Below are 26,172 nucleotides of genomic sequence, written 5' to 3' on the forward strand. Positions count from 1 at the left end.
ATTGTGGTAAAGTAAATATAGTTAGGCTAAATCAAACATATCTTCTACAGAAAAAAAGCCTTTTTTATCCTGTACCCACTCGGCAGCCAACACGGCCCCAAGAGCAAAGCCGTTACGATTATGTGCGGTATGCTTAAGTTCTATGGTATCAACTTCCGAATCATAAATAACGGTGTGAGTACCCGGTACGCTATCTATACGGTATGATTCAATAAGTACATCATCAACCTTAGCATTATCATCAGCAGGGTTATTTGTATCGGTCAAAATATTTACCCACTGCTTTTTTGCATCCAGATTTTCTATTATGCCTTCGGCAATAGTTATAGCGGTGCCGCTTGGTGCATCCAGCTTTTGTATGTGGTGTATCTCTTCAACCTGTACTTCGTAATAAGGATGCTTGTTCATTAATTTTGCCAGTATACGGTTAATATGAAAAAATATATTAACGCCTACGCTAAAATTGGTGGCATATATAAATGAGTTATCACCCTCCTGGCATTGTTGTTTTATTTTTGGCATCTGATCATACCAACCAGTAGTGCCCACAACAATAGGTACACCCGCGTTAAAGCAATGCTCAATATTACCTAATACAGTTGCAGGGGTGCTAAATTCAATCGCCACATCGGCTTTTTGAAGATTTTCAGCGGTGAGGTCGTGCTGATTATCGTGGTCAATTTTTAATACTATTTCATGTTTACGGTCAATGGCTATTTTTTCAATGATTTTACCCATTTTGCCATAACCTAATAATGCAATCTTCATTTGTTATTGTACTTTTATTTAGGCGGAGGAGCTAATGCCTCCTTTTATTTGAGCGTAAAGGTAAGTTTTATACCCGGAATAAATGAACCATTAAAATTTTGAGCATACATAGGCGGATCCATGGTAATTGGCGTTACTTTAAAGGTAAAATCCTTATCCATAGAGTAGGAGTGTATAAACTTAGCATCAATATAAGCATCAATAGCCTGTATGCCCCATCCGGCAACAAAGCCCAATACACTTATATCCCGGTAACGCGCGTAACCCCTTACCGCATCATTAATAGCCGTTACAGAAGCATTCGTATATTGAGGGTATACATTATAATACTTATCGCCGGGTACCGGTTCTGTTCCCTTTTGCCGGTATTTGGCTATAGCAAGTGTTTCCTGGTAGTATTTTTCATTAAATACGTAGGCCCATGCAATAAGCCCAAGTCCGGCATAAATTACCGGTACCTTCCACCATTGGTGATTGTATAATTGACCCCATCCTGGTATCATTAACGAATGTATTACTGCTTTATGCGGGCTATGGTTAGTATCGGGATGATAAACTTTGTCGGATGTTATTTTAGGGATAAAGGGTTTTGATTTTAATGAATCTTTTTTAGCCTGTATGCTATCAGCTTTAGTTTTTTTAATAGGTATTGCAGGCTCTTGTGCTAATGCGGCAAAAGCAAACCCGGTAATTAATCCAATAATTAATAAATACTTTTGCATTTTACCAATCCAACATTTCAAGAATGCGGCCCAGATCATCTTCGGATAAAAAAGGAATTTCAATAATGCCGTTGCCTTTGTTGTTCATTTTTAGCTTAACCCTGGTGCTAAATTTAGATGCAAGATCATCTTGTATCTTTTGTATTTGAAACGATATCGGCTCGGGCTGCTTGCCTTCCTTTTTTATCCGTGAGCTTTGCAACTCGCGAACCATCTCTTCCACTTTACGAACGGATAAACCTTGCTGAATGATATGTTTGTGAATATATATTTGTTTAGCCGGATCCTCAACAGTTATTAAAGCACGTGCATGACCCATGCTAATGGCGCCATCCCTGATAGAAGCTTGTATAGAAGGGGGCAGTTTTAATAACCTCAAATAGTTGGTTACAGTCGAGCGGTTTTTACTTACACGCTCGCCTAGCTCTTCTTGTTTTAAGTTACACTCGTCCAGCATGCGCTGAAAACTCAGGGCAACTTCAATAGCATTAAGGTTTTCACGCTGGATGTTTTCTATCAGCGCCATTTCCAGCATTTGCTGGTCGTTGGCGGTACGCACATATGCGGGGATATGTGTTAAGCCGGCCATTTTTGATGCCCTTAAACGGCGCTCGCCCGATATTAGCTGGAATTTATGCGCGTTAACACGCCGTACGGTTATTGGCTGTATAAGCCCTTGCAATTTTATAGAGTCGGCCAGGTCAGACAGGGCCTGTTCGTCAAAATCAGTACGGGGCTGGAACGGGTTAACTTCTATTTCTGATAACTTAATATCATTTACAGACCCCAGGCTATTAACCTCTGAATTTGAACTAACGTTATTATTGTTTGATTTTTTGTAGGGGAGTACATTATCAGAATCATTTAACAGCGCGCTTAATCCCTTTCCTAAAGCATTTCTTTTTTCTGCACTCATGTTATACGGTTTCTGTTGTTGCTTTTAGTTCGTCTTTAACCAAACCGTTTTTGCGGATAATTTCGCGGGCCAGATTAAGGTAATTGATAGCACCTTTACAGGTAGCATCATGCATAATAACAGATACACCAAAACTTGGCGCTTCGCTTAAGCGTGTGTTACGCTGTATAATGGTATCAAATACCATATCTTCAAAATGGGTCCTGACTTCTTCGACCACCTGGTTTGACAGGCGCAGCCTAACATCATACATAGTTAGCAAAATGCCTTCAATTTCCAGATCGGGGTTTAAACGGTTTTGAACTATCTTAACCGTATTTAATAGCTTACCTAATCCTTCTAATGCAAAATATTCGCATTGTACAGGTATTATAACAGAGTCGGCAGCGGTTAAAGCGTTAATAGTAATTAAGCCTAATGATGGAGAGCAATCAATAATAATAAAATCGTATTCATCACGAATCTTATTAAAAACCTCCTGCATTTTATACTCGCGGCTTTCCAGATTTATCATTTCAATTTCTGCACCAACTAAATCAATATGCGCGGGTAACAAATCAAGATTGGGTGTATCGGTTTTTATAATAGCATCATGCGGATCAACCTGGTTAATGATACACTCATAAATACTGTTTTTTATATTGCGTGGATCAAACCCGATACCTGATGTGGCATTGGCCTGCGGATCGGCATCAACTAATAATGTTCTGTATTCTAATACGGCTAAACTTGCAGCCAGGTTAATGGAAGAGGTAGTTTTACCTACGCCGCCTTTTTGATTGGCTAAAGCAATTATCTTACTCATTCTCTATCTTGAATTTTTTATAACAGTGTACTAACAACGAAAAATAAAAATATAAAAATTTCTACCTTCGGGGAAACTTTTTACCAAGCGCTAAGATATATATTTAAATAACTGAGAAATCCACAGTTTTTGGCAATTTACAAACATATTGTGTGGAATGAGTGATTGATGGAATGAGCGAATTAGTGAATAAATGATTTTCTTACTTGTTTTAATTCAATAATTTGCACCCGTTAACATTTACTCAATCATTCATTCGCTAATTCATTCATTAAAAAATGATAACTATTATATCCGCAACCAACCGGCCCGGCAGCTCAACCCTTAAAGTGGCACGATATTACCAAAAAAGATTGCTTGAAACAGAGGTAGAAGCAGGAATGCTATCTTTAGCACAATTGCCAGCAAATTTATTAGAGACTGATCTATATGGAAAAAGGAGCGCCGAATTTCAAAAAATACAAGATATAGTTACCGCGACCGATAAGTTTATCTTCATTATTCCTGAATATAATGGCAGCTTTCCGGGGGTGTTAAAGATTTTTATTGATGCCTGCTCTTTTCCTGAAAGCTTTTATGATAAAAAGGCCGCGCTTGTAGGGATCTCATCAGGCAAATATGGTAATATACGTGGCATAGACCATTTTACAGGCGTATGCCATTATTTGCATTTAAACATAATGCCTTTAAAACTGCATATAGCTAATATCAAAACAGAATTTAATGAATATAGCGACCTGTTTAAAGAGGATACGGTAAAGTTTACTAACGAGCAGATAGAGAAGTTTATTAAGTTTTAGAGATTAAAGATTAAAGATTAAAGATTAAAGATTAAAGGTACATTATGTTAAGTTGGATATAATTATCAAAAAGACAAGCCTAATCTTTAATCTCTAATTAACTAATCTTTGCCGACAGGCCTAATCTCTATTTACCCGTTATCAATTTCGCCATTCCGAAAGCTGCAGCCGCGGCTAATGCGCCAATTATTAATACTTTAAAAGCACCTGATATAGGTGGTTGCCCGGTTACCTTACTTTTAAAATAGCCGAAAACAAAAAGGCACACCATAGTTATAGCACAAGAGTATACCAGGGCTATTTGCGAATTAGCTTCAAAAAAATAAGGTGATAATGGAATAATGCCACCCAATATATAAGACAGCCCAATAGTTACCGCGCTTTGTGTTGCCCGGTTAGCTTGTGGCTCCTCCAGTCCCAGTTCATAACGCATCATAAAATCAACCCATTTATCTTTATCCTTCGCCATTTCATCAGCTACCTGGGTTTGCAGCGCGTCAGATAAGCCAAAACCTGCAAATACCTCTTTCACTTCTGCTTTTTCCTCTTCGGGTACGCGCTCAACTTCATCGTATTCGCGTTTTAATTCGGCAGCATAATGATCAGCTTCGGTACGGCCGGCTAAAAATCCGCCCAGACCCATAGCTATTGATCCGGCAACAATTTCTGCTACACCCGCTGTTATGATAATTCCTGAAGAATTTACCGCTCCGCTCAGGCCCGCAGCCAATGCAAAGGGTACGGTTAAACCATCAGACATGCCAATAACAATATCGCGAATGGTGTCAGAGCTTTTTAAATGATGTTCATGATGCATAGTTTAAATGTACCTGCATTAAAAGTATTATCCACGCAAAAAATGCAATTTATCATTGGTCTGAATAAGTGAGTTTCTTCCAAACAAAAATACCCGGCAGTGCCTTAAAGTATGGGGCATAATATAGCTAATTCGGACAATAGCATTTGGCGGGTAAGCGCAATATGTTTGCATTTCAATAAAATATTATAACGTATCTAATATCTTACAATCAGATTAACCCTTTTATTAACTAAAGGGCCTATTTTTGCTTACACCCCTAAATTATAAATGCAGTGCTAAAAATTTACTATACCCTTGTTCTGATCTTTGTTGTTGGTTCAATTGCCGGCGCACAAACAAAGAAAACCGATACCACAAAAAAATTAAATACAGTAACCGTTAGGGGCTATCTTTCAGATCAGCCTATGTTGAATGTGCCGGCTTCTGTAAGCGTTATATCACCCGCGCAATTAAAATTACAGCCCGATAATTCATTAGTATCAGTTATGAATACTATTCCTGGTATACGCATGGAAGAACGCTCGCCGGGTAGTTACCGCTTATCCATTAGGGGTAGTTTACTGCGTTCGCCATTTGGCATACGCGATGTTAAGATCTATTATGACGAATTACCGCTTACAGATGCAGGCGGCAACACCTATTTAAACTCCATTGATTTTAACGGTGTACAGGGCATAGAGGTATTAAAAGGCCCGGATGGCAGTTTATTTGGCGCCAACTCTGGCGGTGTGGTTTTATTGAACCCGGTTAACCGTTATGACAATACTAATTTTGTAACATTCGGCTTAAACGGCGGCTCGTATGGGTTGGTGCATGAAAACGTTGGATTGCAAAATGTCAATAAAAACAACCAGTTCAATTTTAATCAGTCTTACGAGACTTATCATGGCTACAGGGTACATAGCGACATGCACCGCCAATATTTTCAAGCAAGTGATAAGATAACTTACGGCGGTAACAACTCATTAAAAATATTAGGCTTTTATTCAGACCTGAGCTACGAAACGCCCGGCGGTTTAACCCAGGCGCAGGCCGATGCCGATCCTACCGCGGCCAGACCGTCAACACCTGCCGTACCCGGAGCTTTAAAACAAAATGCAGGCATTACCAATAAAATGACTTATGGTGGCGCGGTTAATGAATGGCATATTACCGACCATATCCGCAATATATTTGCGGTGTATGGCGCTTATGTAAACTTTACCAATCCGTTCATCACTAATTACGAGCAACGATACGAGCGTACTTACGGTATGCGCACCTATTTTGAATTTACCGGCACGCCGCAAAAAACATATAGCTGGAAAGCCAACATAGGATTAGAGTGGGAGCAAACTAATGCTGATAATAACGATTATGGCAACCGCGCAGGTATTAGAGATACCGCCCAAAGTTTAGACAGGGTTAACGTAAACCAGCATTTTATATTTGCCCGTTACCAGGCCAACTTAATTAAACGCCTGCAAATAGAAGCTGCCGCCAGTTTAAACTTTTATGGATACGATTTTAAAAACGTGTATCCGCGTATGCAAACTGCTTTTACCAATAATACATTCTCGCCACAAATTATGCCGCGTGTGGCGCTGTCTTACCAGGTAGTAAATAATTTTATATGGAGGGCATCAGTAAGCAGGGGATATTCAACACCAACGTCTGCAGAGATACGCCCATCAAATAATATCATCAATACTTCATTGACTGCGCAATACGGCTGGAACTACGAAACCGGTTTCCGCCTGCGTAATAATGATGAGAGCATGTTGCTGGATGTATCTGCTTTTTATTATCGTCTTAACAATGCCATTGTGCGCCGCCTTAACCCGAACGGGACAGAATATTATACCAACTCGGGCGATATTAAACAACCCGGGCTGGAGCTATATTTTACCGACTGGATAATTAAACAAAACGATAATGGCTTTATAAGAGGCTTACAGATCAACGAGTCGCTTACCATAAGCAAATTTACTTTTGGCAATTATCATGATGCTACCACCAGTTACCAGGGTAAAGAGCTAACTGGTGTGCCGCGCGATGTTACTGTGGAAAGTGTGCAGGTAAAATTCCCGGAATCTTTATATCTATATGTGGAGCACAATTATACCGCACGTATCCCGCTTAATGAGGCCAATACTTTCTTTGCTCCGCATTATAATTTAGTAAAGGCAAAAATGGGGTGGCAATATAAACTAAATGATAAATCGCGCCTTGAAATATACGCGGGGGTTGATAATCTGCTTAATGAAAAGTATAGTTTGGGTGATGACCTGGATGCAGTGGGAAATCGTTTTTATAATCCATCGCCATTGCGTAATTATTATGCCGGCTTTAACGTGAAATTTTAGTGGGTTAGCAATAAGAGCACTCTTTTTAAATAAGACAGCTCTTATTGCTCAGGTTGATATTACTGTATTTGGTAACGCAGGAATTTTGGTTTTATTGCGACTCGCTAAAAAAATAAATCAGGAGATCATGAGGCACTTCTTCATTTACTATTTATATAGAAAACTTTATCCAACCTTCATCTTCATATCCAAAAATAAATTGTTTAGGATTGATGATCTCTGCCAATAGCTCAATAGAATTAACCTTATTTTCAGATGGATTATCGAAAAAATATTTACTTCCGTTGGCAATGTAAAGTCGGTTGTTTTTAACAGCCTTGAGGTTAACAAAGCCGGGTAGTTGTAATAGATGGTCAATATGCTTCATACTTTGCTCAATGGTATATCCTCTAAGCATCACAATCATAATATCAGGATCGTTTTGAGTAATGGTATTCCAATCTGCAGGAGACAGCATAGGTACCGCCGCGCCGCCTGCAATGTTTAAAAGTTCATCGTCCTGCCAAAACATTAATGGATCAAGCCCTTCTATACAAGCAACGGTTGGTTTTTGCTCAATAAATTTAAGCTTGTGTTTAATTAGGTCAATACGTTCCTGTAATTCTTCTGTTAGCTCCATTTGATGTGCAGATATGCGGATGTGCAAATGTGCAGATTTTTTTGATGAAGAATAATTACAAAATGTCATTTAGAACGTGGGTGACGAATGGCAATCACGTTAATAATTTAATAACATCATTTACACATCCGTGCATTTGCAAATCTGCACATCCAAAACATATCTTTGCGCCGATGATCTTCCTAACATTTTTCCTCGGGCTAATAGCTAACTTTATTGGCTATATACCGCCCGGAAACATCAATCTTACCCTAATACGTATCACTATAAATCGTGGCTTTAAACAGGCCATGCACTTTATTATTGCTTTCTCATGTGTTGAGTTTTTCTTTACCTTTTTTATTATGCAGGCAGCCAAATGGCTATCGGCACAGGTTAGGCTGGATGTAGTTATTGATTGGGTAATGGCCGCGTTGTTTTTTACATTGGGGATAATTACCTGGTTAAGCCGCAAAAAACCACCCGAAACCAATTATGCCGAACACGACAGTATTAAATATGGTATCTTGTTGGGTTTTATTAATCCGATGCAGGTACCTTTCTGGATCATTACCGGAACGTACTTAATCACCCATGAATGGATACTGGACGGGATGCTGGCTTTAGTTATATTTAGTATAGGCTCTGCCGCAGGCGCATTTTTATGCTTGTTTTTGTATGCCCGGTTCGCGCAGTATATACAAAGCAAATTCGCTTTAAGCACAAGGGTTATTAATACAGCTATTGCTATATTATTTTTTGCTTTATTCGGCTATCATGTAGTGAAAAGAGTGTATTTGGCTATTGTGCCGAAAGAGAATAAAATAATAGCACACCGCGATAGCTAATTCTGCGAACTTCTGCTTTTCAAATTCCATATCCTCTCTGCCTTACGTCCTATCAGCCAAAAAGAGGCGGCCAGTATAGCAAAGAACAGGGTTTTGTTAGTATGGTCCCAAAAATATTCGAAGTATTTGGTGTAGATGAAAATGATAAGAAAGGTTATACCAAACTCGCGCGATATATCATCTTTGTTTTTTAGTCCGTATAACAGGAAGCCACCCGCTACACACATGGAAATTATCCCCCAGTAAAATAAGCTAATCTGCCGTATATGGTACCATTTATCCAAATTGCCATAGTTGCCAAAAATGCTTAGCAACCATAACGATATAAATAGATACAACAATCCCACCACATAAGTATGCTCCCAGAAATAAGCAAACCAATTGCGTGATCTTAAAATATGGCAGGCGCTAACCAGTACTACACCAAACAGCACAAAACGTAACGGATAATTCATACCTAAAAAGTAATCACTCCAATGAGTTTGGAAACCGGTTTCTGTACCGAACCAACTGCCCAGCGATACTAACGCGAACAACCATATTAATCTTGAATTCATCCGCCAGCCTAAAAAGCCATAAACAAAAACAGATAATAAGAAAAGTAAAGAATAATGCCCCGAGCCCCTATCCAGCGTTTTACCGAGGTAGGCAATGCAGCAGGCGGTAAACAATATGCCGGTAAAAACTACGGCCTCGTTACTGAATATTTTTTCCGGATAAAGCCTTTCCCTTCGTCGTCCCCAATAAAACAGGAATGCGGCCGATATAGCCGAGCCAATGCTGATGATAATATCGGGTGTATAATATAAATGCTTGAGCCAGTTAACCACCACATCGTTAACTATCAGGAAAGCGAACGAAGCGCCGCCGCATATCAAAGCTATCCAAAACGAATATTTAGCCAGCCGCATCCAGTCGAAACCCTTAACCTCATACGAATTGCGCAATTTTTCGGCCTGTTCATCACTAACCAAACCCTCCTTTTCCCAATAAGAAATGGTGCTGTTTAAAAAATCACTTTCGGGTTTGTCTATGTTTAGTTTGTTCATTGGTCATTGTGTCATTGGTCCTTGATTTTTCTTTTTCAATAACCATGCTATAACTTAAACAAAGCTATTAATTAAAATTCCAGAATTTAAAACAATCAAATGAATATGCAATTTCAACTAATGACTAAGTAAACTAATTACATCTTCCTTATCCTTTGCTATCTGCACCTTCAAGTCATCCAGCCCGGCAAATTTAATATCGCCCCGCACAAAATGGTGGAATTCCATGCGGATGGTTTCATTGTATATCTCATTATTAAAGTCGAACAGGTTAACTTCAATATTACGATTCATGCCATTAATGGTAGGGCGACTGCCTATATAGGCCATGCCTTTATATTCAATATCATTTAACTGCACTTTAACCGCGAAGATGCCATCCGCAGGTATAAGTTTGTATTTTTCTTCTATTTGGATATTAGCTGTAGGGTAGCCAATTTGCCGACCTATCTGGTCGCCGCGGATAACTTTGCCGGTAAGAAAAAACGGGTAGCCCAAAAAGGTATTTGCCAGCTGGATATTATCGCCCAATATGGCTTCGCGTATACGGGTAGAGCTTACAGCTACATCATTAATATCCTGCTCGGGTATCTCTATCACCTCAAAACCATAAACCGGCGAGAGTTGCAGCAAATCGCTTAACCCGCCGCGGCGGTCCTTGCCAAAACGGTGATCGTAGCCTATTACTATCTTTTTTGTTCCGATTTTATTAACCAGTATATCGCGGATATAATCTTCGGCGTTCTGGTTAGAAAAATCGCGCGAAAACGGGGTAATAATTAAATGGTCAACACCTAATTGCTCCAGCAATGCGGCCTTTTCATTAATGGTGTTAATGAGCTTGATGCTTTCATCCTCAGGATGTAATATCATCCGCGGATGCGGAAAAAAAGTTAGGATAACCGTTTCGCCGCCAGTGGCATCGGCCAATTCTTTTATTCGTGATATAATTTTTCGGTGCCCCAGGTGTACTCCGTCAAAAGTGCCAATGGTAACAACGGCATTTTTAACAGGCTTAAATTCATCAATATGATGGTAGATTTTCATTTTTAGAAGGTAAAAGGTAAAAGCTGAAAAGGTAAAAGGTTTTTCACTTCCAGACTTTTATAATTCAATAACTCACTAATTCAATCATTCAATAATTACTTTTTGTTCTTTTATCACACTCACCAGCTCTGTCACTTCCCAGGCATCTTTCAGCTGATAGTTGCCGCTGCGGGTGCGTACTAAATTGGTTAGGTACGCCCCATTGTTTAAAGCCTTGCCAAAATCATTCACCAGCGACCGTATATAAGTACCCTTGCTGCATACCACGCGGAAATCAATCTCGGGCAGCTCGATGCGGGTTATTTCAAAATCGATTATGGTAACATTGCGCAAGCGCAGTTCTACTTCTTCGCCCCGACGTGCTTTTTCATATAAACGCTCGCCATCAATTTTTATGGCAGAGTGCGCGGGTGGATATTGTTGTATGTCGCCCATAAATTGTTTACAAGCATTACGTATCTGGTCGTTGTTAAGGTTGCTTGTATCAAAAGTTTCATCTACCTCTGTTTCCATATCGTACGATGGGGTAGTAGCGCCCAATATCATGGTGCCGGTGTATTCTTTTTCTTCGGCCTGGAAGGTATCTATCTGTTTGGTCATTTTGCCGGTGCAGATAATTAACAGCCCCGTAGCCAGTGGATCAAGCGTACCGGCATGGCCCACCTTTAATTTTAATGGCTTGAACGAATTGCGCAGTTTGCCCACCACATCAAAGCTGGTCCATTGGTATGGTTTATTAACCAGCAGTAATTCGCCTTCGGCAAAATTGAATTGTTTGTTTTTTGGTAGTGCGGTATCCAAGGCGTTTGTTTTATTTTGGGGCAAAGGTAAGATTTAATTTTTTTTGCTTTGTTTACGAAAAGGGCTGATTACAGCAACAATATATCAATCCTATGCGCATGCACCATCTCCAACTGTGGTGCCCACGCAAAAATAGTAAACTTACCATCCTGCGAGGCTACAAGAGCAACAGCATCCCGCTGATCGTAAATAAACTGCGCGGCAGCCAGGTGGCGTGTGCCGCCATTTTGGCCCGGGTGCATAAGCGTTGGGGCGCCGTCAAGCATAGGCTCGGTGGTAATGATCTGGTCCACAGGCAAGCTCATGCCCGAACGTGCTACTTTTGCGCCGAATGCCAGCAGCTCATAATTACGGTTAATTATTGTAGCGCCATCTACCGCGGTAAACCCGCCAACTATATCTATTGCCCGCAGCAATGCTTCCTGCCAGTCGGTTTTGGTGCGTTCGCATTTATCCTGTTGCATGAGCTTGGTAATACCTGTAAAGGTTGGCACAACCGGGTAGGATATAGGGTGAATTATAGACTCCTGCCAGGTATTGGAATGTTCGGGCACTATCAACACCAAACCACCGCGGCCGTGGATGCGCATGGATGCTGCCAGCTCTACCATAATATTTACAGAGCCATCAACAAACGGTGAAGGCATGCCAAGTAAGGAATCTATAATGGCCGGGCAGTTAAGCAGGCTGGTATTTTGCTCATCGATAATTTTTATCTCGTCGCCTTTTAATACGGCTATGTTCACAAACTTGCCAAAACCATCAGTACGGCTATGTTTGATAACCAGCAGCCCCGGCTCTACCACCTCCAATACAAAGCAAATATCCGGTATAGCCAGGGTAGTGCCCCAAACGTATAACTGATCATCCTCATACCAAACGCCTAAGTGTATGCCCGGGCTTTCAACCGCCGGAGCTAATTTGGTTAGGTTATGCGGGGTTAGGCGTATGTGGTTACCAAATATCAATGGCTGACTTGCTTGCTCGGGTGATAGCAATGCCAGCGAAATTTTTGGCGCATGGCCCTCTTCTTTGCGCAAGCTTGCCCAAAAAGTAACATCAATAATGGCCTCTATAATAGATGCCTGGGGCTCGTGGGCCAGGTGCTTTGCACCTTGTTGGCGCGCCGCTGCCAGGTGCGTTGTAAAATGCGCCTCGATGGTTGCAGCCACCATACGTGCAGCTATATAGGTTGGTTCTGACAGCATTTGTTAGTTATGTTTAAGCCTTAGCCATTATACCTCAAAAATATCTTTAATGTTTTAAAGGTACGCAACATACATAAGTAAAATTTGACTTATACAGACCTTTTATAAATGTATATACCCTAACTTATTCAGATCAAAAATGCTTTTAGTTAAATACGTTTTGCCATCTTTTAATAAATATACACTATCACTTATATCAAGTAAATGACCGTACATATGATCTGTTATCAGGAAACCTTTGTTCAATTTCTCTTCTAAAAGAAACTCCTTTATCTTTTCAATTTGAATAGGGTTTAAATGCGTAAAAGGTTCATCCAGCATAGCAAATAATGATGGTGTTTTGGCAATAATATAAATTTCGAGTGTACGCCATTGCCCGCCCGAAAGCTGGCTTACGTTCGAATTGTATTTCCCTATAAATTCAGGGAACCTGTTTCCAAAATCAGCGTAGGCTAATTTAAAATCATCCAATACTTTTTTTACTGTAAGTGCTTTAGGGATGATATTAAATTGAGGCAGATATAGTAACAAATGAGGGCGTCTACCTGCGTTTCTAATTACTCTACCATCAAACCTTACAGAATTGCTTGAAGAATTTAATGTACCCAGCAAAATATTCATCAGGCAGCTTTTGCCCTGTCCATTTCGGCCCAGCAGGCCCGTAATTTTTCCGGTTTCGCATTTTAAATATACATCTGATAAAATACTTCTTAATCCAAAATCAAGCTGGATGCCATCTGCTTCAAGGGTATGTATCATATAGTTTTACAGGCAGTAATGTATATGGCAAGCCAAAGTAAAAAATCAAACACAGAAGTAGGTATCCCTAACATCCATTTTGTAACGCCCAGGTTTTGATAATAATATAATTCCTGCTTTTTGTAATGTATAGCTGTATAAAATATCATAGCCAGGGTGATGATCTTATACCAAAAAAATATTCCCGCTAAGTCATGCGCCTTTGTGCCATAACTCCAATGTAGATAAACACAACTAAGGGTTACCAGAAAATTTGGTAAAAAAATTCCGCTATAAAATCTGCTGATGAGGGTTAAGGTGCGCATTAGTTGTGATAACGCAATTATTGGGTGTTAATTGTTACCCAATTGTTACCCACCACAATACTTCAAACTTTACTTCAAACATTCTATATTTACCTATCCAATTAATAACCGACACAATACCATGCTCAATATCAGTCCTAAAACAAAAATAATAACCCTGTGCCTTATATTATTCATAAAGGCATCCACCTTATTTGCCCAAACAGAAAATTACCCGCCTGCAGAACAGGTTGCGCGCGATTTTAAAGCATTGCTAAACCGGTCCGCGGTTGATTTTAAGGCAACATTTACCAACGTGCGTATGGATTCCATCGAAGTAGATAAAGGCGCTATCTATACCGAAGAAACAGAGAAAATGCCCATTCTGATTTATAAGCCGGTTATTAAGGGGCAAACCAAATTTCCGGTGGTGATATTTTTGCATGGTACCGGCGGCACAAAAGATGAGGGGGATATTAAAGACATATTTACCAAACTGGCCAAATTGGGTATTATGGGTGTTGCTATTGATGCCCGATATCATGGCCAGCGTATCGCGGGCGGCGCGCATGGCAGTAAAGAATATACCGAGGCGGCCTATCAAGCTTATAAAACAAATGATAAAACACATCATGCCTACCCGTTCTTGTATGATACTGCTTATGATCTGTGGCGCCTGGTTGATTACCTGATTACCCGCCCCGATGTAAAAGCCGACCGTATTGGCATGGGCGGAATATCTATGGGAGGTATTGAAACATGGATGGCGGCATCTGTTGATACCCGTATCCGTACAGCGGTATTGGGTATTTCTGTACAAAGCTTTAAATGGTCGTTAGAGAATAACCAGTGGCAGGGCCGCGCCGGCACTATTGGCGACGCGCATAAAAAAGCGGCCCGCGATATGGGCGACTCCACATTAAATAAAACCAATGTAAAAGCCGTATGGGATAAAATATTACCGGGCATAACCGGCGAGTTTGATTGCCCGTCAATGATCCGCCTGTTTGCGCCGAGGCCATTGCTGATACTAAGCAAGGATAAGGATCCTAATAATCCATACCCCGGCGCACAGATAGGGTTTGCCTATGCAACCGAAGCTTACAAGGCACAAAAAGCTTCCAATAAATTAAACATAGTTATCCAGCCAAATATGGGCCATGTTTTTAATGATGAGGATGCCTGGATAAGTATTGAGTGGTTTGCCAAGTATTTGTTGAATTAAGATCAGGGCGTAGTGATATGCGCCGGGGGGCAAACGCGCACCGTTGACTCACCCCGCGACCCTTCGTGCGCGACCCTTTCTTCCGCAAGCCGCAAAGAGGGTAACTGAGTAGATTTGTCAACTTTTTAAAAGTTGGCAAATCTTTTGACTAAAGAAAAAACAACCCTCTTTCCGCCAAAGGCGAAGAGAGGGTCAGCAAGCGTAGCGATGTCGGGGTGAGTAACCGCCCGCCATATTAATTACTTACTTATAACAAAAATGCCTTATAATAAGATTGTGCATAGTTGCCCCAGCTTTTCATAGCTCCGTCAAGCGTTGCCCTGAAAGTTTTGTTGGTAGCTACTTTGCCCTTTTTAGGGGGTATTAGTGTAGTTTCGGGTATTTTTATATCATTTACTTTGGTGGCGCGCCAAATAATATTTTCGTGCGGCAGGGCCACTTGCAATATCATCCCCGGTAAGCCGGTAAAAGATTCGGGCCCGCCCGAAACCAGTATTTTATCAGTATAAAATGCCACCACATAAACCGAGTCTAATATCAGCGCGTTGGCTCTACGACAAGTATAGCCGGCAATTTCACGGGTTTCGTCGGTAATTTTCCAGTTAATTTTACGTGTGCTGTCCTTTAGCAAAAAGGTTTCTTCAAAAACCCCTTTCTGTGCCACGCTGCTACTTGTTGCCACATCAGTATAAATGGTATTGCTTTGCTCGGCCGCAACTACATAACCGAATGAGCTGTTTTGATTCTCGGTTGGAGTAGGTACAAATAAGGTTTTATTGTAGCCAAACGTTAATGTGCTTTTTAGCACTTTAAATTGGGGCTGCGTTTTTTTTAACTGCTCAAACACAGGCTTCATATAGGCTTCATTATCCTTATTGACGTTCCTGCTAAAAATGGCATAAATATTTGAACTTTTTTCAAACTCAATAGTGCCCGAAGTAATGAAATGCGAATCCTGCGCAAGTACGAAATTGCCCGACAGCAGTAAAAAGCAAATTATTGTAATTAATATATTTTTCATAGCCATAATTATTTTGTTGCTGGCGCCCCTCCGCCCATTTTTGTAAAATCCCAGGTAACTGATAACATAAAATATCTCCTTATGGTGTTATAACTTGTTTCGGTTATCATACCACCATAGGCGTTTCGGTTGTATCCTATGTTTTGGTTAAGCAGGTCATTGCCTGTGATAGATAGCTTAAGATTATTCTCTTTTAAAAAAGCCTTGCTTAAAGTTGCGTTCAGGTTAGAGTGATACACTTCCTGGTTAAACACTTCTGATTTGCCGGTATAAGAGAAGTCAAGATCAGAGCTAATCTGCATTTTACCCGGCAGGTAAATATTTATATAGCTATAACCATAAAAGCCCCTGCTGTTATTGCTGCTACCGGCTTTTTGTAATGATGATTCGCTTATATTATAACGGGGGCCAAAACTGAAGTAAAAATCATACTTCTTTTGCATGTATTTGCTGATGTCTAACCCTCCCGAATAGCTTGAGCTGTTGGTAGTGTTTAACACATTGTTAACCATATTATAAGAAACATTTGAATTGATACTTGTGTTAAGCCCGATATTAATATCCGGACCTGCTATTTTACGTCTTACACCACCATATATATAATAGTTATGCGGCGTTTTACCGCTAAGGTTAAAAAATTGTGAGGTTGTTTTACCCGCGGCATCGGTAGTGGTATTGCTTACAATTTGGTTTATAGTATAATTATAGCTGCCTTGTATATACACACTTTGCCCGCTTAATACCTTATAAGAGTTATATCCCCCGCTAAAATTATTGGTGAATGATGGCCTCAGATCAGGGTTACCTAAAGTAATATACAAGGGGTTATTGTTATTTTTTAATGGTTGTATCTGGTTTATAGACGGCTGGTTTGTATTGCCATTATAGTTAAGCCGTATAGATTGCTGTTGCGAAAATTTATATTGATAGCTGGCCTGTGGGCTCCAGTTAATAAACTGCCTTTTAAAAATATCGCCGGTATATTCATCAATTTGCTTGTAGGTAACATCAGATGCGCGGGTGCCAAAATTTAAAACAGTTTTGCCTTTATTATAATTAAATATGGCCCCCACTTGATTGGCCAACTGATCAAACTTAAAGTTGTTGCTAAAGGCAGGATCAAGTATATCATAGTTTCCGCCGGACGATTTGTTGAATGATTTCTGATCGGAAATACTATTATTAATATTCATGCCATAATTAACTATAAGCGAGAAGTATTTAGAAAGAGGCTCGGTATAAGTTATATTAGAATTGAACACTTTATTACGGTTTAAGCCGGTTTTATACTGGTCTATATGTTGTGTACTATCCACCGCGCCGGTTACTGTGTTATAGAAATTAGCGTCTGATTTTAAATAGTTTTTGGTATCATTATTATTTATCGATTCACTTAACAAAACAGAAAATGTGCGACCTTTTTTCTTTAGCTTTTTAGTGTAAAAAGCGCTTGCGTTATAATTATGCTGGTCGGCATTATTGTTAAGATCGCGGGTGCTGTTATTCAGCAAAGTATCAGTCCCTCTTGTGCTTGAATACGCATAGTCGGTTTTGCTTTTTGTATTTCTATAGGTAGCATCAAAAGTTAATTTAAGGTTTGATGTAGTATCAAAAGTAACCTGGTAAATCCCATCAACTTTTTGCCTGAAGGTAGAGTTATGAAAGGTTTGGTTCTCCACACTGTTTATTACACTATTAGGCAGGTTGTTCTGTGTCCTGGTAGTTTTTGTGCCATCAATATCAAGTGTGCCAAGTTTATAATTGGCGTTTATTGATTGTTTATCGGTGTTCCATTTATTATCATAGTGTACACCACCTGTAGTAGCTTTTGGTATGCCCTGGCCGTTATAGTTAAGGTCATTGCCACTGCCAGAAAAATATATATTGCCATTATCAGCAACCTGTACATTACCACCGTCGCCATATTTTTGGTTATCATCCCAGCTAAGGCCGGTTTTGCCGGTATTGGCCCTGGTACCGTAAATAGAGAATTTCTTTTTCCCTTTAAATTTATTAAACAAAAGCTGGCTCTCATAATGGTCCTGGTTACCTATGCCGCTATACAGTTTGCCAAAATAGCCGTTCTTAGAGTCTTCCTTCAGTTTAATATTAATGGTTTTGGTTTTTTGGCCATCGTCAATACCGGTAAAGGTGGCCTGGTCGCTTTTCTTGTCGTAAAGCTGCACTTTATCTACCATGTCGGCACGTATATTTTTAGTAACCAGGGTAGGGTCATCACCAAAAAACTCCTCGCCGTCAACCAGTACCTTACTTACCGTTTGTCCTTGAGCAGTTATTTTGCCGTCTTTGTCAACCTGTATGCCCGGCAGTTGTTTTAACAGGTCCTCAACCTTGGCATTTGGTTGTGTAACATAGGCATTTGCATTAAATTCGGTAGTATCACCTTTTATTTTTATGGCTCTAACAGATCCTTTAATAATAACATCCTGCAGCAGGCGCGCTTTAAGTATCATATTGAGCTTGCCAAAATCATGCGATGGCTGTACTTTTTCATCTAACGTAAATCCTTCGGTATAATCGGCATAACCGGGGTATGATAGTACCAGTATAAATTTACCTATAGCAAGATCATTAATGGCAAAAGATCCGTCGGGTTTTGCCCGTGTAAATTTGCGCAGGATAGAATCTTTGGCATTTAACACCATAATAGTGGCGTTTGTTAAAACTCTCTTTTCAGCGGTATCAACTGTAGAGCCTTTGATGGAATAAGAGCTTTGCGCTTTTACTGTTAACGCGAATAGCAAAAGCAAAACTATGGACGAAATTGTGATTTTCATTTTGGCAGATGTAGGTTTTAGGCTTGGTTTGTTAAATATTTATCATAGTATTTAATTATAATGCAAGGTATGATGCCGATTCGCGTCGGCTAAATAATTGTGATGAAACACCTTTATAGTGGGACGAATCATCATTTATATTTAGTAATATTTTGAAACATAAATAAGGCTACACCATGCGGTGGCCGCATAGTAAAGGCATTGTGACTTTCATTTTTTAGGGTATTAAGTATTAGTATAAGGTTATTGGTATTGATAAGGCTAATATATAACTAAAAATTTAGTAATATAAAATATTTAACATTTTTAACACTTAACTGTCTATAAGACACCATAAAAACTAAAGTGTTACATATTGCCACTAAGGTTTAATTTAATGCTGCAATTGATGAAATGATTTTCCGTTTAGCGTTACCGTAGCGCTGTCTGTATAATTATAATTAGCGTTTGCAATTGTGTTAAACAGTTTCAGATCGCTTTTGCCGATGATATTGAAACTGGCAGCTTTGATCTGGTTATCGCTATGGATAGTTAGTATAGCTTTGCTATCGCCGGTACTTGCATTTAATTTATCCAACGAGTTTTTGTTTAACTCAATTTCTGTAAACTTATTTGCGCGGATAGTCATCATATCCTGGGTAAAGCCGCTAATGGTAGTTTTACCATCTGTAAATTGCCAGTCGGGTAAAATATGCGGGGTTGTAGTTATAACGCTGACAGCAGGGCAGATAATAGTAATGCCTGATTGATAATAACGAGCATTTTTATCTTTATTATCAATATAAAGGGTATTGTTACGTTGGGTAATAACCACCTTGTCTTTTAACCACTTATTTATCCAAATTTCAAATTTAGGGCCCTTTTCAATGTTTATGTTAAGCGAGTTGCCAACCTTGTTTTCTACCGCGGTAAAACTATTTAATGCCGTATGTTCCATATTATAAAAGCGTTTTTTGTAATCGCCTTTAACATATTCGGCTTTTAATTGAAAATCATATATAACTAAATAGGCAAACATTATAAATGTTGCTGCAAGCAGTAATTTATTACTTGTTTTCATGATAAGCATTTTTAATTGTTGTAATTTTTTAATTTGAAATCTTCATAGCGTTTTTGCACCTCATCCAGGCTAATATCAAGCAGGTAAAGGCTCCTGAAAAAGTCAGGAAGCTCCTGTTGCATAAAACGCTCTTTGCGTATACTCTTTATTTTTTCGATAGCGTCGGCCGTTACAAACAGGCCAAGGCCGCGCTTATTAAATATAATTTCATGCTGCTGTAAATATTCATAGGCACGCATTACCGTGTTAGGGTTTACCTGCAGCTCTACAGCCAGTTCACGTACAGATGGTACTTTTTCTTCGGGTAACCATTTGCCCAATGTTATATGCTCGCTCACATAATCTGCAATTTGCAGGTATATAGCTTCCTTATCTTTAAAATTCATATTATATTTCCTTTTCCTTTAACCTGAAGAATGCACTTACCCAAAATACAACCACCACTATACCTATAATTACCAGGTTGGTATTCTGCATACTATCGGTAGGCGGTATGTTCCAATAGTTTTTGCCCTCAATGTAATATGCCTGGGCGTATGCTACACCATGCAGATCTTTCACACCCGTTACCAGGTGCAATAAAGGCTCGTTAATTATTGCAAAAACTATGATGTAGATAAAAAAAACAAAGGCGGTTTTAATAAAGTGCATCTTCTCAAAGAATATAGCTCCCCAAATAGCAAATGCGTGAAATATCGCAAATATTAAAAAGCCGACTAACGCTCTTTGGTCAGTGTCAAAAATATTGATCAGCTTGTTTGGCTCATGAACAGGCGGGACACTAACACTGATAATTGCCCAATCAACAACATAAAATACGCCAATCAGTACCAGCTGAAATATGATATATGAATATATCCACGATACCAGGAATTTTTCGAGGTGTGATGCAGGTAGGGTAAGTACCCCTGTGGCTTTTCTTTTATTTCCCAACTCTGTAAATGTTAAGCTGGTAAATATGCCGCCGGCACCTGCTATCAAATAAATAAACATGATTGATTGCAACTGCAGGGGTAAGCGCCCCCCGCCGGTGTAAGCTGCAAAGCCCATCAAGGCAGCGGCTATGCCTGCCAACACAGCCGTAGATAACAAGTTTGTTTTTGCATGCTCCAAACTATGCTTTTTAAAAAGCAGCATAAAACGTTTTAAGTTAAATATATTATTCATGGCCGGGTTTGTTTAGGATATCTATTAGTTGTGTGTTGTTAGTGATGATGGCATTAAACAGCAACTCCATATCAACTTTATTGTAGCTGTTGTCGTTATTTTCTGTTATGGCATTAAGGCCCATCATACCTTCTTCTGCATAAATATAATCTGTGCCGGTTGTTGGGATAATGCTGAAGCTTATTCTTTCTGCAATTTCGTCGAGGCTTTTGGCAACCACAATTTGTTGGTTATGCAGTACCAATACAGCATCTATCAAGTTATCCAGATCGCGCACCTGGTGGGTTGATATAATGATGCAACGATTTTCTGTTAAAGCCGCTGCAATTATTTTGCGGAACTGGGTTTTCGACGGGATATCTAAACCATTAGTAGGCTCGTCCATCACTAACAAGGATGTATTGGTTGATAAGCCAAAAGCAATGATCACTTTTTTTTGCTGACCGAATGATAGTTTGGTTAACAGCTTATCTGTGGGTACATCAAACTCTTTAAGAATAGTTATATACTGCCCGTGATCAAATTTAGGATAAAAGTGCGCGGTGCTATCAGCAAATTGTTTGGCATTTACGGCCGGTAGGTATACCTCTTCGGGTACAAAAAATAGTTCCTGTAAAAAGGAGGGTAATCTTTTATCGGAACTTATACCGTTTACTGTGCAAGTGCCTGCCCATGGAAAAACCAGCCCGGCTATATTTTTAAGCAGGGTAGATTTACCCGCGCCATTCATACCAAGCAAGCCATAAATATGGCCGGGTTGCAGGGTCAGGTTTAAATTATCAAATAATTTTTGCTTGCCGTACCCAAAAGTTAACTGAGAAATTTTTATCATATTAGTGTATTAGTTAAATAGTACACTGCAAATGTAAATAATGATTTTACATTACCAAATATTTTTAGAAATATTTGATGTGTGGTGGGCGCGCCGTTTACTCACCCCGGCGTTGCTTCGCTCGCCGACCCTCTTCGCCTTTGGCGGAAAGAGGGTAACCCGAATTAAAAACCCTCTTTCCCGCTTGCGGAAGAGAGGGTGGTCCAGCGAAGCGTAGACCGGGTGAGTAAACGGCGCGCGTTACGCAAACTATTTATAAAAAATGGTGACACCGTTTTGCCAGTGTATATGGGTGTATACGGTGTATACACTTACCGTATACACCTACACTTTTAAAACAATGATCTAAATTGCATTAGCAATATGAAACAGATAATAGAGTGTGTACCTAATTTTAGCGAAGGTGTTGATCATGACATCATCAATAGCATTACCGGCGAGATTGGCTCGGTTACAGGTGTGAAATTGTTAAATGTTGACCCCGGCAAGGGGGCCAACCGCACTGTAATCACTTTTGCCGGCGAACCTGAAGCAGTAATTGAAGCAGCATTCCTGGCCATAAAAAAAGCAGGCGGGCTAATTGATATGCGCACCCAAAAGGGCGAACACCCAAGGATGGGCGCAACAGATGTATGCCCGCTTATACCCATCAGCAACATCACTTTAGATGAAACTGCCGGATACGCTAAACAGTTGGCAAAGCGTGTGGGCGAAGATTTACAGATACCGGTTTATTTATATGAGCACGCTCAGCCCAATAAAGCGCGCAGCAATTTGGCAGCTATAAGGGCAGGAGAATATGAAGGATTTTTTAAAAAGATAAAACTACCCAATTGGCAACCCGATTTTGGTCCGGCCGAAATGGATGCCCAACGAGGAGCCACCGTAATTGGTGCGCGCGATTTTTTAATAGCTTATAATATTAACCTGGATACCCAATCAACCAATATAGCCAACGAAATAGCTTGCGAGGTAAGAGAAACCGGCAGAATTGTTACAAATGAAAATGGAAAACAACGAATCCACGGAACATTAAAACACGTAAAAGCTATAGGCTGGTATATTAAAGAGTATGAAATGGCCCAGGTATCTATGAATTTAACAAACATAGCAGTAACCCCAATCCACATTGTGTTTGATGAGGTAAGCGCCAAAGCAGCGGCCCACGGGGTTAATGTAACCGGTAGCGAATTAATAGGCATGATACCGCTAAAAGCTATGCTGGATGCAGGTAATTATTTTCGGCTTAAAGAGGGTAAGCCACAAACGGCAAATGAACGTAAACTCATTGAAAACGCTATAAAAGCAATGGGCCTGGATCAGTTAGCACCATTTGACCCACAGAAGAGGATAATAGAGTATTTGCTTTAAATTGGTCATACTGTTTTCTAATTAGGCTCAACATTAACCTAATTGTTTATTTTTTAAATTTATATTATAATATTTTTTATTTTTAATGATAAATGCAATAATTTCGAAACCCCGCACTTTGAAAATTCTATAAAAGAATGACCGCCATCACAAAAAGTATTAAGCATTTCTTGTTTGTTGTGTTGTTGCTATGGCTGGTTGCACCTGCGTTTGCACAGGTAAAACCCGCTGTAAAGGGTCAGTTTAAAAATTTTTATAACTCATTAGCCGAGGTAAACCTAAACTTTACTTTCCCCGAAGGGTTTAAAGAGATCAAGCCCGTTAATACCGAAAGCCTCCCGTTTGATTATGCGATGGAAATTCCGGATGCCGATTTTGAGATATGGTTTCGTATCAACACCCAAAAAGAAGATGAAAAGTTTTTAAGTGATAAAAATATACACGTAACCAATCCCGACTCTTTGTATGTAAGCCTGGCACAAGACCAGATATCGGCCTTTACATCTGAAAAGGTCTATTTTAAAAGAGCCCTGCCGCCATATATCCTGGATAGGTATAATGCTGATACAGGTGCTACTTACCTATTTAACCTTAACGACTCGCCAATTACCAAGCATTATAAATATGCCTTATTGATTATGCTCCAAAAAAATAAAATGGGCACAGTTATGGCTATTTGTTTCACTAATGAAAAGGGCCCCGATTTTTTTAAAAACATGAACAAGGCCGGTAACTGCCTTAAGTTTAAGTAATAGTTAGTGATTAGTTAATTAGAGGTTGGAGAGATTAGTATGAAAGTGCTAAAAATCAGGCATTCAACTAATCTTTAATTGCTAATCTTCAATCTTTAACTATAATGTTGATAAGTTAACAGATTTGAATTAGAAGTTCGGGTACTAAACTTTATTTTTGTTGTAAGGAGGCTCCTGTCTCCATATTTAAAATACAAGTATAAAACATGGCAGAAGCAGTAAATTATAGTGAAGACAGCATACGGTCGCTTGATTGGAAAGAACATATCCGCCTGCGCCCCGGAATGTACATTGGCAAGTTGGGCGATGGCTCGGCTTATGATGACGGGATATATGTATTACTGAAAGAAATAGTAGATAACTCGATAGATGAGTTTGTAATGGGCTCGGGCAAAACTATCGAGATCAATATAAGCGACCATAAAGTTACCGTGCGCGATTATGGCCGTGGCATACCGCTGGGTAAGGTAATAGATTGTGTATCAAAAATTAATACCGGTGGTAAATATGATAGCAAGGCGTTTCAAAAATCGGTAGGTTTAAATGGTGTGGGTACCAAGGCGGTTAATGCGCTTTCAACATCGTTCATTGTACAATCCTACCGGGATGGCCGCACCAAAATTGCCGAATTTGAAAAAGGCGAATTAATAAAGGACGAGCCGGAAAAAGAAACCACACAACGTAATGGCACTGCCATAAACTTTTATCCTGATGAAACCATTTTCAGGAATTACCATTTTATTCCGGAATTTATAGATAGCATGATCTGGAACTATGTGTTCCTAAACTCTGGGCTGACCATTAATTTTAACAATCAAAAATATTTCTCGGAGCGTGGGCTGTACGACCTGCTTACCAAGAATACCGATGTTGAAACACTGCGTTATCCTATCATCCACCTAAAAGGCGAGGATATAGAAATTGCCATGACCCATGGGCAGCAATACGGGGAAGAATATTATTCTTTTGTAAATGGCCAGCATACCACACAGGGTGGTACGCACCAGGCAGCTTTTCGCGAAGCGGTAGTAAAAACAATTCGTGAGTTTTACAAAAAAGAATTTGATGCTTCTGATGTTAGGGCATCCATCGTATCGGCAATCGCTATAAAAGTGCAGGAACCGGTGTTCGAGTCGCAAACAAAAACCAAATTAGGTTCACAAAACATTGGTCCGGAAGGGCCATCTGTTCGTGGTTTCATTAACGATTTTGTTAAAAAGGAATTAGATAACTACCTGCATAAAAACCCCGTAGCTGCTGATGCCTTGTTAAAACGCATCATGCAATCAGAACGTGAGCGTAAAGACATTGCCGGTATTAAGAAACTGGCTAATGAGCGGGCCAAAAAGGCATCGCTGCACAACCGTAAACTGCGCGATTGCAAGCTGCATTTTGATGATACTCACGAACGTAAGCAGGATACCACCCTGTTTATTACGGAGGGTGACTCGGCCAGCGGATCCATCACCAAATCGCGCGATGTGCAAACGCAAGCCGTATTTAGTTTAAAGGGTAAGCCACTTAACTGCTACGGGCTAACCAAAAAGGTGGTATATGAAAACGAAGAATTTAACCTGCTGCAACATGCTCTAAATATTGAGGATGGCCTTGATCAGCTTCGCTACAACAATATAGTAATAGCTACCGATGCAGATGTAGATGGTATGCACATCCGCTTGTTGCTGATGACGTTCTTTTTGCAATTCTTCCCGGACCTGGTAAAAGCCGGGCATGTGTTTATATTGCAAACGCCACTGTTCAGAGTTCGCAATAAAAAAGAAACCATTTATTGCTATAGTGACGAAGAGCGCCGTAACGCCATTGCCAAATTAGGTGTAAAACCAGAGATAACCCGCTTTAAAGGTTTAGGTGAAATATCGCCGGATGAGTTTGGGCTGTTTATAGGCAAGGATATTCGCCTTGACCCGGTTATACTTAAAGATGCCAACATTAAAGGCTTGCTGGAATACTTTATGGGGAAAAATACACCTGCAAGGCAGCAGCATATTATTGGTAATTTAAGGGTAGAGAAGGATGATGAAAGCGTGAACCCGACGATTGTTGAGGATGATGAGTTGCCGATAGCGAGTTAGACTATGATTTTTAAGATTTGAGGATTGCCAAGATTCTTTGCATTGAAAGGATAATAAATAAAGAAGAGTATTCAATTGTAGTT

General features: G+C 39.8%; 25 protein-coding genes. 7 read left to right on the forward strand and 18 right to left on the reverse strand.

The genetic code is table 11. The annotated features are described in order from the left end of the window. Window positions 1-21: 21 nt before the first annotated feature. From dapB to JWR23_RS03750, 4 genes are read right to left on the reverse strand one after another with little or no spacing between them, the layout of a single operon-like run. A complete protein-coding gene (gene dapB, locus JWR23_RS03735; RefSeq protein WP_299513162.1) occupies window positions 22-768 on the reverse strand; it encodes a 4-hydroxy-tetrahydrodipicolinate reductase in 747 nt (248 codons plus the stop codon). 44 nt (window positions 769-812) lie between these two features. Continuing rightward, window positions 813-1,490 carry a DUF5683 domain-containing protein gene (locus JWR23_RS03740; protein ID WP_299513165.1) on the reverse strand — a complete coding sequence of 226 codons (678 nt, stop codon included), beginning with the start codon at window positions 1,488-1,490 and terminating at the stop codon, window positions 813-815. Window position 1,491: 1 nt separating this feature from the next. Next, entirely contained in the window at window positions 1,492-2,406 is a 915-nt protein-coding gene (locus JWR23_RS03745; protein WP_299513168.1) for a ParB/RepB/Spo0J family partition protein, read from the reverse strand. A gap of 1 nt (window position 2,407) precedes the next feature. Continuing rightward, window positions 2,408-3,211, reverse strand: a complete 804-nt coding sequence (locus JWR23_RS03750) for a ParA family protein (protein ID WP_299513171.1) — start codon at window positions 3,209-3,211, stop codon at window positions 2,408-2,410. A gap of 278 nt (window positions 3,212-3,489) precedes the next feature. On the opposite strand from JWR23_RS03750, the gene JWR23_RS03755 reads away from it, so the two are divergent. Continuing rightward, window positions 3,490-4,011, forward strand: a complete 522-nt coding sequence (locus tag JWR23_RS03755) for an NADPH-dependent FMN reductase (RefSeq protein ID WP_299513174.1) — start codon at window positions 3,490-3,492, stop codon at window positions 4,009-4,011. 127 nt (window positions 4,012-4,138) lie between these two features. Here the strand turns inward: JWR23_RS03755 and JWR23_RS03760 are convergent, their stop codons facing one another. Then, on the reverse strand, window positions 4,139-4,828 hold the full coding sequence (locus JWR23_RS03760) for a VIT1/CCC1 transporter family protein (protein WP_299513176.1): 690 nt from the start codon (window positions 4,826-4,828) through the stop codon (window positions 4,139-4,141). A gap of 275 nt (window positions 4,829-5,103) precedes the next feature. On the opposite strand from JWR23_RS03760, the gene JWR23_RS03765 reads away from it, so the two are divergent. Then, the gene (locus tag JWR23_RS03765) at window positions 5,104-7,176 is read left to right on the forward strand and encodes a TonB-dependent receptor (RefSeq protein WP_299513178.1); all 2,073 of its coding nucleotides are present in this window, start codon (window positions 5,104-5,106) and stop codon (window positions 7,174-7,176) included. A 151-nt stretch (window positions 7,177-7,327) separates the two neighbouring features. Here the strand turns inward: JWR23_RS03765 and JWR23_RS03770 are convergent, their stop codons facing one another. Then, window positions 7,328-7,864 (reverse strand): hypothetical protein, encoded by a 537-nt coding sequence (locus tag JWR23_RS03770; RefSeq protein ID WP_299513181.1) that lies wholly within the window; start codon window positions 7,862-7,864, stop codon window positions 7,328-7,330. Window positions 7,865-7,968: 104 nt separating this feature from the next. Between JWR23_RS03770 and JWR23_RS03775 the strand changes: the two genes are divergently transcribed. After that, a complete protein-coding gene (locus JWR23_RS03775) occupies window positions 7,969-8,622 on the forward strand; it encodes a LysE family transporter (RefSeq protein WP_299513184.1) in 654 nt (217 codons plus the stop codon). Here the strand turns inward: JWR23_RS03775 and JWR23_RS03780 are convergent. The 6 genes from JWR23_RS03780 to JWR23_RS03805 all read right to left on the reverse strand — a co-directional run bounded on the left by JWR23_RS03780 (window position 8,619) and on the right by JWR23_RS03805 (window position 13,791). Next, window positions 8,619-9,671, reverse strand: coding sequence for a DUF2157 domain-containing protein (locus tag JWR23_RS03780; RefSeq protein ID WP_299513186.1), 1,053 nt, complete (start codon window positions 9,669-9,671; stop codon window positions 8,619-8,621). The genes JWR23_RS03775 and JWR23_RS03780 overlap by 4 nt on opposite strands. A gap of 117 nt (window positions 9,672-9,788) precedes the next feature. Continuing rightward, window positions 9,789-10,718 (reverse strand): bifunctional riboflavin kinase/FAD synthetase, encoded by a 930-nt coding sequence (locus tag JWR23_RS03785; RefSeq protein ID WP_299513189.1) that lies wholly within the window; start codon window positions 10,716-10,718, stop codon window positions 9,789-9,791. A gap of 84 nt (window positions 10,719-10,802) precedes the next feature. Then, complete coding sequence (gene truB / locus JWR23_RS03790; protein WP_299513191.1) at window positions 10,803-11,519, reverse strand: tRNA pseudouridine(55) synthase TruB; 717 nt, start codon at window positions 11,517-11,519, stop codon at window positions 10,803-10,805. A gap of 68 nt (window positions 11,520-11,587) precedes the next feature. After that, entirely contained in the window at window positions 11,588-12,727 is a 1,140-nt protein-coding gene (locus tag JWR23_RS03795; RefSeq protein WP_299513193.1) for a putative sensor domain DACNV-containing protein, read from the reverse strand. A gap of 102 nt (window positions 12,728-12,829) precedes the next feature. Then, window positions 12,830-13,486 carry an ATP-binding cassette domain-containing protein gene (locus JWR23_RS03800; protein ID WP_299513195.1) on the reverse strand — a complete coding sequence of 219 codons (657 nt, stop codon included), beginning with the start codon at window positions 13,484-13,486 and terminating at the stop codon, window positions 12,830-12,832. After that, the gene (locus JWR23_RS03805) at window positions 13,483-13,791 is read right to left on the reverse strand and encodes a hypothetical protein (RefSeq protein ID WP_299513197.1); all 309 of its coding nucleotides are present in this window, start codon (window positions 13,789-13,791) and stop codon (window positions 13,483-13,485) included. The genes JWR23_RS03800 and JWR23_RS03805 overlap by 4 nt, the downstream gene beginning before the upstream one ends. Before the next feature lie 121 nt (window positions 13,792-13,912). On the opposite strand from JWR23_RS03805, the gene JWR23_RS03810 reads away from it, so the two are divergent. Continuing rightward, window positions 13,913-14,995 carry a S9 family peptidase gene (locus JWR23_RS03810; protein ID WP_299513200.1) on the forward strand — a complete coding sequence of 361 codons (1,083 nt, stop codon included), beginning with the start codon at window positions 13,913-13,915 and terminating at the stop codon, window positions 14,993-14,995. A gap of 247 nt (window positions 14,996-15,242) precedes the next feature. Here the strand turns inward: JWR23_RS03810 and JWR23_RS03815 are convergent, their stop codons facing one another. From JWR23_RS03815 to JWR23_RS03840, 6 genes are all read right to left on the reverse strand, one after another. Further along, the gene (locus tag JWR23_RS03815) at window positions 15,243-16,016 is read right to left on the reverse strand and encodes a GLPGLI family protein (RefSeq protein ID WP_299513201.1); all 774 of its coding nucleotides are present in this window, start codon (window positions 16,014-16,016) and stop codon (window positions 15,243-15,245) included. A gap of 8 nt (window positions 16,017-16,024) precedes the next feature. Then, the gene (locus JWR23_RS03820; RefSeq protein ID WP_299513204.1) at window positions 16,025-18,814 is read right to left on the reverse strand and encodes an outer membrane beta-barrel family protein; all 2,790 of its coding nucleotides are present in this window, start codon (window positions 18,812-18,814) and stop codon (window positions 16,025-16,027) included. A gap of 373 nt (window positions 18,815-19,187) precedes the next feature. Continuing rightward, window positions 19,188-19,874: a hypothetical protein gene (locus JWR23_RS03825; protein ID WP_299513206.1), complete on the reverse strand. Its 687-nt coding sequence runs from the start codon at window positions 19,872-19,874 to the stop codon at window positions 19,188-19,190. Between the two features lie 11 nt (window positions 19,875-19,885). Further along, window positions 19,886-20,260, reverse strand: a complete 375-nt coding sequence (locus JWR23_RS03830) for a GntR family transcriptional regulator (RefSeq protein WP_299513208.1) — start codon at window positions 20,258-20,260, stop codon at window positions 19,886-19,888. A 1-nt stretch (window position 20,261) separates the two neighbouring features. Then, window positions 20,262-21,041: a hypothetical protein gene (locus tag JWR23_RS03835; protein WP_299513211.1), complete on the reverse strand. Its 780-nt coding sequence runs from the start codon at window positions 21,039-21,041 to the stop codon at window positions 20,262-20,264. After that, window positions 21,034-21,873 (reverse strand): ATP-binding cassette domain-containing protein, encoded by an 840-nt coding sequence (locus JWR23_RS03840; RefSeq protein ID WP_299513213.1) that lies wholly within the window; start codon window positions 21,871-21,873, stop codon window positions 21,034-21,036. The genes JWR23_RS03835 and JWR23_RS03840 overlap by 8 nt, the downstream gene beginning before the upstream one ends. A 363-nt stretch (window positions 21,874-22,236) precedes the next feature. On the opposite strand from JWR23_RS03840, the gene ftcD reads away from it, so the two are divergent. The 3 genes from ftcD (at window position 22,237) to JWR23_RS03855 (ending at window position 26,089) form a co-directional block, all read left to right on the forward strand. Further along, window positions 22,237-23,244, forward strand: a complete 1,008-nt coding sequence (gene ftcD / locus JWR23_RS03845; protein WP_299513215.1) for a glutamate formimidoyltransferase — start codon at window positions 22,237-22,239, stop codon at window positions 23,242-23,244. A gap of 137 nt (window positions 23,245-23,381) precedes the next feature. Then, a complete protein-coding gene (locus JWR23_RS03850) occupies window positions 23,382-23,996 on the forward strand; it encodes a hypothetical protein (protein WP_299513218.1) in 615 nt (204 codons plus the stop codon). 206 nt (window positions 23,997-24,202) lie between these two features. After that, window positions 24,203-26,089 (forward strand): DNA topoisomerase IV subunit B, encoded by a 1,887-nt coding sequence (locus JWR23_RS03855; RefSeq protein ID WP_299513220.1) that lies wholly within the window; start codon window positions 24,203-24,205, stop codon window positions 26,087-26,089. The last annotated feature ends 83 nt before the right edge of the window (window positions 26,090-26,172 follow it).

Source organism: Mucilaginibacter sp., assembly GCF_028288205.1.
In the GTDB taxonomy this organism is placed as follows: Bacteria; Bacteroidota; Bacteroidia; order Sphingobacteriales; family Sphingobacteriaceae; genus Mucilaginibacter.